This window comes from Eggerthella sp. (assembly GCF_048329335.1).
GTDB lineage: Bacteria > Actinomycetota > Coriobacteriia > Coriobacteriales > Eggerthellaceae > Eggerthella > Eggerthella lenta.
The window spans coordinates 1-6,662 of the sequence record NZ_DBFEGU010000124.1 but is presented as its reverse complement, the minus strand read 5'-3'; the positions used below and the strand labels follow the sequence as shown (position 1 = coordinate 6,662).

General features: G+C 61.4%; 8 protein-coding genes, 4 tRNA genes and 1 pseudogene. All 13 read left to right on the top strand.

The features are described from left to right. Window positions 1-580, top strand: a 580-nt coding sequence (locus tag ACMO6A_RS03895; protein WP_418470808.1) for a sodium:solute symporter family transporter, incomplete at its 5' end; no start/stop codon positions are given. 273 nt (window positions 581-853) lie between these two features. Continuing rightward, window positions 854-2,023, top strand: coding sequence for a coiled-coil domain-containing protein (locus ACMO6A_RS03890; RefSeq protein WP_009607879.1), 1,170 nt, complete (start codon window positions 854-856; stop codon window positions 2,021-2,023). Window positions 2,024-2,114: 91 nt separating this feature from the next. After that, the gene (locus ACMO6A_RS03885; protein ID WP_009306299.1) at window positions 2,115-2,627 is read left to right on the top strand and encodes a YbhB/YbcL family Raf kinase inhibitor-like protein; all 513 of its coding nucleotides are present in this window, start codon (window positions 2,115-2,117) and stop codon (window positions 2,625-2,627) included. Between the two features lie 10 nt (window positions 2,628-2,637). After that, entirely contained in the window at window positions 2,638-3,159 is a 522-nt protein-coding gene (locus tag ACMO6A_RS03880; protein ID WP_009306297.1) for a DNA-deoxyinosine glycosylase, read from the top strand. A gap of 197 nt (window positions 3,160-3,356) precedes the next feature. Next, a tRNA-Tyr gene (locus ACMO6A_RS03875) sits at window positions 3,357-3,441 on the top strand. 6 nt (window positions 3,442-3,447) lie between these two features. After that, window positions 3,448-3,523: transfer RNA gene (locus ACMO6A_RS03870), tRNA-Thr, on the top strand. Between the two features lie 13 nt (window positions 3,524-3,536). Continuing rightward, window positions 3,537-3,613, top strand: a tRNA-Met gene (locus tag ACMO6A_RS03865). Window positions 3,614-3,696: 83 nt separating this feature from the next. After that, a complete protein-coding gene (gene tuf, locus ACMO6A_RS03860) occupies window positions 3,697-4,899 on the top strand; it encodes an elongation factor Tu (protein ID WP_009306296.1) in 1,203 nt (400 codons plus the stop codon). 108 nt (window positions 4,900-5,007) lie between these two features. Beyond that, a complete protein-coding gene (rpmG, locus tag ACMO6A_RS03855; protein WP_009306293.1) occupies window positions 5,008-5,157 on the top strand; it encodes a 50S ribosomal protein L33 in 150 nt (49 codons plus the stop codon). Window positions 5,158-5,181: 24 nt separating this feature from the next. After that, window positions 5,182-5,258 (top strand) — tRNA-Trp (locus ACMO6A_RS03850). Between the two features lie 106 nt (window positions 5,259-5,364). Next, window positions 5,365-5,820, top strand: coding sequence for a preprotein translocase subunit SecE (secE, locus tag ACMO6A_RS03845; protein WP_009306292.1), 456 nt, complete (start codon window positions 5,365-5,367; stop codon window positions 5,818-5,820). 4 nt (window positions 5,821-5,824) lie between these two features. Then, entirely contained in the window at window positions 5,825-6,355 is a 531-nt protein-coding gene (gene nusG / locus ACMO6A_RS03840; protein WP_009306289.1) for a transcription termination/antitermination protein NusG, read from the top strand. Window positions 6,356-6,471: 116 nt separating this feature from the next. Beyond that, window positions 6,472-6,662: pseudogene (locus ACMO6A_RS03835) on the top strand (50S ribosomal protein L11); the annotation flags it as partial.

The window sequence follows — 6,662 nt, the reverse complement described above, 5'->3', positions numbered from 1 at the left end:
GTTCATCGTGCTGTCCCAGATGATCTTGCCGCCGTTCATGTGCGGCGTAGTGGTGTCGGGCATCTTCGCGGCGTCGATGAGCTCCTCGTCCTCGTACCTGCTGATCGCCGGCTCCTCGGTGGCTGAGAACATCTTCCGCGGGGTCGTCAAGAAAGACGCCACCGACCGCCAGGTCATGATCGTGGCGCGCCTCACGCTCATCGCGGTGTTCATGTTCGGCATCATCGTGGCGTACGACGAGAACTCTTCTATCTTCGGGGTGGTGTCCTACGCTTGGGCGGGCCTCGGCGCCTCGTTCGGCCCGCTCACCCTGTGCGCCTTGTATTGGCGCCGCGCCAACATGCAGGGTGCGCTGGCCGGCATGATCACTGGTACGGTCACGGTGCTCGTCTGGCACAACTTCATCAAGCCTCTCGGCGGCGTGTTCGGCATCTACGAGCTGCTCCCCGCGTTCGTCCTGTCGTTCGCCGCCATCATCATCGTGTCGCTGCTCACGCCCGCCCCGTCGGAGGCGGTCGCGAACGAGTTCGACCATTACATGGACGAAGGGGGAGCCGCCGTCGAAAAGGTCGTGCAGTAGTCGGATCGTTCACGGTTGCACAACATCTAGAGGAGGCCACCACAACACTTGGTGGCCTCCTCTTTTTCCCGTCATGCCTGATGGAGGGCTTGTTTGTGGTTTCGTGACGTGAAGGATACGGCTGCGGCACTTCGACATCGCCCCATGTGGCGGCTTTGAACTGGGCTTATGAAACGCGTTCACAACCTTTTTTGACCATCGGCGCGAACGTGGTATCATGCGTTCAGCTTTTGCCCATACATACTACGTGCTCAATCTAGGAGGATTTCATACATGAGCGAGCATACAATCGGACTGAGCAGGCGAACATTCCTCACCGGCGCGGCCGCGCTCGGCGCCCTTTCCGTTCTGGCTCCGACGACCGCGTTCGCAGAGACGGCTGCTGAGAAGCAGGCCGAGGCCGATGCGGTGCGCAACCAGCTGATCGGCTTGCAGGCCGATCTCGAGGCTGCCGAAATCAGCTATTACTCCGCCCTCGACGAGCGCGATGCCGCGCAGAAGGCGATGGAGGATCAGCAGGCCAAAATCGACGACGCTAACAGCCAGATCAGCGATCTGCAGGACAAGCTGGGCACGCGTGCCCGCAACATGTACCGCAACGGATCCACGAGCTTCGTCGATTTCGTCCTGGGTGCCGCCTCGTTCGAAGAGTTCACCCAGAATTGGGATCTTCTCAACAAGATGAACGAGAACGACGCCGATATGGTCGACCAGACGAAGACCTTGCGCGAAGAGCTGCAGGCTGCCAAGGACGAATTCGCTCGCCAAGAGCAAATCGCCTCGGCCAAGGCTGCGGAAGCCAAACAGATCCAAAGCGATGTCCAGGCCAAGGTCGACCAGGCTACCGAGCTGGTCAGCTCCCTCGATGCCGAAGCGCAGGAGCTCCTTCAGCAGGAGCAGGCTGCGGCGGCGGCCGCTGCGGCGGCGGAGGCTGCGGCCGAGGCCGAGCGTCAGCGCCAGGCGGAGCAGGCGGTGAATCCCGGCGGCGGCGGTGGCGGCGCTAGCGGCGGTTCAGGTTCCGGCTCCGGCGGCGGAAGCGGTTCGTCCGGCGGCGGCGGTGGTGGCGGTTCTGTAGTGTATCCGTCCCGTCCGGTCGGTTCCTACGACTCGGTCGTGGGCTACGCTATGAGCCGTATCGGCTGCCCCTACATCTGGGGTGCCGAAGGCCCCGACTCCTTTGACTGCTCCGGCTTGGTCACGTGGGCGTACCGCCAGGTGGGCATGTATCTGCCGCACCAGAGCGAGGCGCAGTACGCGGCAGCCGCGCGCGTCGTATCGGTTTCCGAGGCGCGTCCGGGCGACGTGCTGTGGCGTTACGGTCACGTCGGTATCGCGGTGAGTGCAGGCGGCTCGCACTACGTGCACGCTCCCACCTTCAACGCGTACGTGCGCGACACCGATCCGCTGTCGTGGGCGCAGTTCACGAACGCGCTGCAGTTCTAAGGCTTCATACGATCACTAAGGGAGGGCTTCGGCCCTCCCTTCTTCTATACCACGGTGCCAACCGTTGGTTCCGCGCGAAAGGAGATCGACCATGCGCATATTCGTCGAGCTCGACAACGGGCTGCTGCCCGATCGCTTCGGCAAGCACGCCCCCGAAGCGTACCAGCTGGACGGGCATCCCGTCCGCTCGTTTCCCATAGAAATCGCCGACGTGCCCGAAGGCGCGCGCTCGCTTGCGCTCACGTTTCTCGACTACGACGCCGTCCCCGTAGGCGGCTTCTGCTGGATCCATTGGCTTGCGTGCGACATCGCGCCGGACACGACGCTCGTTCCCGAGAACGCCAGCGCCTCGGGCGAGCTGGCTTGCGTACAGGGCTCGAACAGCGATTGGTCGCCTCTGGCAGGCAGCCATACCGACCCGCGCATCATCCATCGTTACGCGGGCCCGTACCCGCCTGACAAGACGCACGACTACACGCTGACCGTGTACGCGCTCGATTGCGAGCTCGGTTTGTCCGAGGGCTACTTCCTCAACGAGTTCAGGCGCGCCGTTCGCGGGCATGTGCTGGACGAGGCTTCGCTCGAGCTGCCCAGCCGCGCATAGGGGAGGGCTCGTGGAAGCCGTTCGCATCGAGCATCCGCTCGAACCTATATATGCAGTCGATTCGCGCGTGCTCGTGCTGGGAACCATGCCTTCTCCGAAATCGCGCGAGATCGGATTCTACTACGGGCATCCGCAAAACCGGTTCTGGAAGGTGATGGGCGCGCTGTTCGACGAGCCCGAGCCGCTCGGCATCGAGGGACGCACGGCGTTTCTCTATGCGCACGGCATCGCTCTTTGGGACGTTCTGTCGTCCTGCGCTATCGTCGGAGCTTCGGATGCGAGCATCGTCGACCCCGTTGCGAACAATCTTTCGCGCATTGCCGAGGCGGCGCCGCTCGAAGCCGTGTTCACCACGGGCTCGAAGGCGACGGCGCTCTATCGCCGCTTCGGCGCGCCGCAACTTCCCGGCCTTGCGCACACGGGACTTCCTTCCACCAGTCCTGCGAACGCGCGCATGCGCCTCGACGATCTTGTGAAAGCGTATTTGTCGATTCGCGAAACTTTGGAACGCCGGGACGGCGGCGGGCGATGAGCTTCTGCGAGGTCGTCGCTCGATTCGCTGGGCGGAGAGGTCGAGAAAAGGAGGAATCGTGGAGACACGCCCGGGGGCGTGTAGACAGTTGACACGCCGATGTTCCTAGCGTATTATTCTCCTGCTCGCGCGTTCGGGTTCACCGAAAAGCGCGGCAGGCAGCTTGATAAATACACATGAATTAAGCAGCGAATTATGGGCGTGTGCCCGAGTGGCTAAAGGGGACGGGCTGTAAACCCGTTGGCTATGCCTACCTAGGTTCGAATCCTAGCGCGCCCACCATTTTTCGCCTGTGTAGCTCAGTCGGTAGAGCACTTCCTTGGTAAGGAAGAGGTCGTCGGTTCAAGTCCGATCGCAGGCTCCATTTTTTGCTACCTGGCGGTGTAGCTCAGTTGGTTAGAGCACACGGTTCATACCCGTGGCGTCACTGGTTCAAATCCAGTCACCGCTACCATTGTATTATTTCGCGTCCGCTTTGTCGGACGCGTCGTTATTTTGTTTTCGTTTCGCGAAAATATCCTATAAGGAGGATGAAACATGGCTAAGGAGAAGTTCGAGCGTTCCAAGCCGCATGTTAACATCGGTACCATCGGCCACGTCGACCACGGTAAGACGACCCTGACGGCCGCCATTTCCAAGACGCTGTCCGAGAACGACGGCTCGCACGGCTCCGCTCGTGCCGACTTCACGGCGTTCGAGAACATCGACAAGGCTCCCGAGGAGCGCGAGCGCGGTATCACGATCTCCATCGCTCACATCGAGTACGAGACGGATTCCCGCCACTACGCTCACGTCGACTGCCCCGGTCACGCTGACTACGTCAAGAACATGATCACGGGTGCTGCTCAGATGGACGGCGCCATCCTCGTTATCGCCGCCACCGACGGCCCGATGGCCCAGACCCGCGAGCACATCCTGCTCGCCCGTCAGGTCGGCGTGCCCTACATCGTGGTCTTCCTGAACAAGTGCGACATGGTCGACGACGAGGAGCTCCTCGAGCTCGTCGAGATGGAAGTTCGCGAGCTGCTCGACTCTTACGAGTTCCCGGGCGACGACACCCCGATCATCCGTGGCTCCGCTCTGAAGGCTCTCGAGGGCGACAAAGAGTGGCAGGAGAAGGTCTGGGAGCTCATGGACGCCGTCGACTCCTACATCCCGACGCCGGAGCGCATGGTCGACAAGCCGTTCCTGATGGCCGTCGAGGACACGATGACCATCACCGGCCGTGGCACCGTTGCCACCGGTCGTGTGGAGCGCGGTACGCTGCATGTCAACGACCCGCTGGAGATCGTCGGTATCAAGGAGACCCAGAACACGGTCTGCACCGGTATCGAGATGTTCCGCAAGCTGCTCGACGAGGCTCAGGCCGGCGACAACATCGGCTGCCTGCTCCGCGGTGTCAAGCGCGAGGAGATCGTTCGCGGCCAGGTTCTCTGCAAGCCCGGTAGCGTGACCCCGCACACCGAGTTCGAGGGTCAGGTCTACATCCTGACGAAGGAAGAGGGCGGCCGCCACACGCCGTTCTTCGACGGCTACCGTCCGCAGTTCTACTTCCGCACGACGGACGTGACGGGTGTTGCCCACCTTCCCGAGGGCACCGAGATGGTCATGCCGGGCGACAACGTGGAGATCAAGGGCGAGCTCATTCACCCGATCGCCATGGAAGAGGGCCTGCGCTTCGCTATCCGCGAGGGTGGCCGCACGGTCGGCTCCGGTCGCGTTACGAAGATCATCAAGTAACACCGTTTTAGCGTGATTCGGCGGGGCCCGCTCCAAGCGGGCCCCGCTCATGAAAATTCATGTGTATGAGATCCAAGCTCGTTTCAGTTGAGGCATAAAGGAGAATTCATGCGTACGTTGGTCACTTTGGCGTGCACGGAGTGCAAGCGCCGTAACTACACGACCAAGAAGAACAAGCAGAACAATCCTGATCGTATCGAGTTGAAGAAGTACTGCAAGTGGTGCAAGTGCCACACGGTGCATAAAGAGACCCGATAGCGCGTCAGAGGTTTGCACGAGCATAGGCCAGTAGCTCCAATTGGTAGAGCGGCGGTCTCCAAAACCGCATGTTGGGGGTTCGAGTCCCTCCTGGCCTGCCAGCTCGAGTATATGAGCAGCTTGCATCAGGTTGCTTGGATGAGCAGCTTGTGATCAGGCTGCTTGTTTGGCGTTTACACGGATACGAATCCCCGGTTAAGGAATCAGATGGCGAAGAAATCAAAGACACAGCGAGCGAAGGCATCTGCCGCACGCGCAGCCCGCAAGGAGCAGGCGCTGAAGGAAGAGGCCGCTGCCAAGGCGAACAAGAACGCCGAGGCCGATGCTGCTGCGACCGAGGCGCCTAAGAAGCGGTTCTTCAAGAAGGCCGAGAAAAGCGACGCGGCCGTGGACGGCGGCAAGCAGGCGAAGGCCTCTGCGAAAGCCGTCGAGAAGAAGGTCGAGAAGGCTCCTGAGAAGAAGCCTGCGAAGAAGCGTCGTTTCGGGTTTCTCAAGGACGTTCGCTCGGAGCTCAAGCGCGTCACGTGGCCGACCAAGCAGGACGTCCTGCGCTGGAGCGTCGTCGTGGTAGTCGCGCTCGTGTTCTTCGGCGTGTACGTTGCCGTGCTCGACAACGTCGTCATCACGCCGCTGCTGATTGCAATTTCCGGTTTGGGGGTCTAAGCGCATGGCGAAGAAGTGGTACGTCCTGCACACGTATTCAGGATACGAGAACAAGGTCAAGAAGAACCTCGAGACGCGCATCGAAACGATGGGTCTCGAGAACAACGTCTTCGGTATCGAGATCCCGACAGAGATGGTCACCGAGATCAAAGAGGGCGGCCGTCGCGTCGAGAGCGAGAAGAAGGTGTTCCCGGGCTACGTGCTCGTCCGCATGGAGCTGGACGATCGCAGCTGGGCTGCGGTTCGCAACACCCCGGGCGTGACGGGGTTCGTGGGTGCCGACGGCAACCCTGCGCCGCTCACGCGCGACGAGTACAACAAGATCATGAAGCGCACGAGCCGCGAGGCTCCGAAGAAGACTTCGTCGAGCCTGGAAGTGGGGCAGTCGGTGAAGGTGGTCTCGGGTCCGCTCGCCGAGTTCGACGGCGTGGTGTCCGAGGTGTCGCCCGATGCCGGCAAGGTGAAGGTCATGGTCTCCATCTTCGGCCGCGAGACTCCGGTCGAGCTTTCGTTCGATCAGGTGGCCAAGATTTAAAGGTGCGAACACAAGCGGCGTCGCGTGCCCGCGTGGACCGGGGCTTCTCATTCGACCTATGCCGCTTTGTTGATAGATTTGTCTAGATGATTTTACTCAGCTGAAAGGAAGCTCTCATGGCTGAAAAGAAGCAAACCGGCTTTATCAAGCTGCAGATCCCCGCGGGTGCCGCGAACCCGGCTCCTCCGGTCGGCCCGGCCCTCGGCGCCCAGGGCGTCAACATCATGCAGTTCTGCCAGGCGTTCAACGCCCAGACGCAGGACCAGTCCGGCACCATCATCCCGGTCGAGATCACGGTGTACGAGGA

Bases quoted from the DNA above. Each gene is read 5' to 3' on its own strand.
- ACMO6A_RS03885 (WP_009306299.1), top strand. From the start codon at position 2,115: ATGCGCATATTCGTCGAGCTCGACAACGGGCTGCTGCCCGATCGCTTC.
- secE (WP_009306292.1), top strand. From the start codon at position 5,365: ATGGCGAAGAAATCAAAGACACAGCGAGCGAAGGCATCTGCCGCACGC.
- tuf (WP_009306296.1), top strand. From the start codon at position 3,697: ATGGCTAAGGAGAAGTTCGAGCGTTCCAAGCCGCATGTTAACATCGGT.
- nusG (WP_009306289.1), top strand. From the start codon at position 5,825: ATGGCGAAGAAGTGGTACGTCCTGCACACGTATTCAGGATACGAGAAC.
- rpmG (WP_009306293.1), top strand. From the start codon at position 5,008: ATGCGTACGTTGGTCACTTTGGCGTGCACGGAGTGCAAGCGCCGTAAC.
- ACMO6A_RS03890 (WP_009607879.1), top strand. From the start codon at position 854: ATGAGCGAGCATACAATCGGACTGAGCAGGCGAACATTCCTCACCGGC.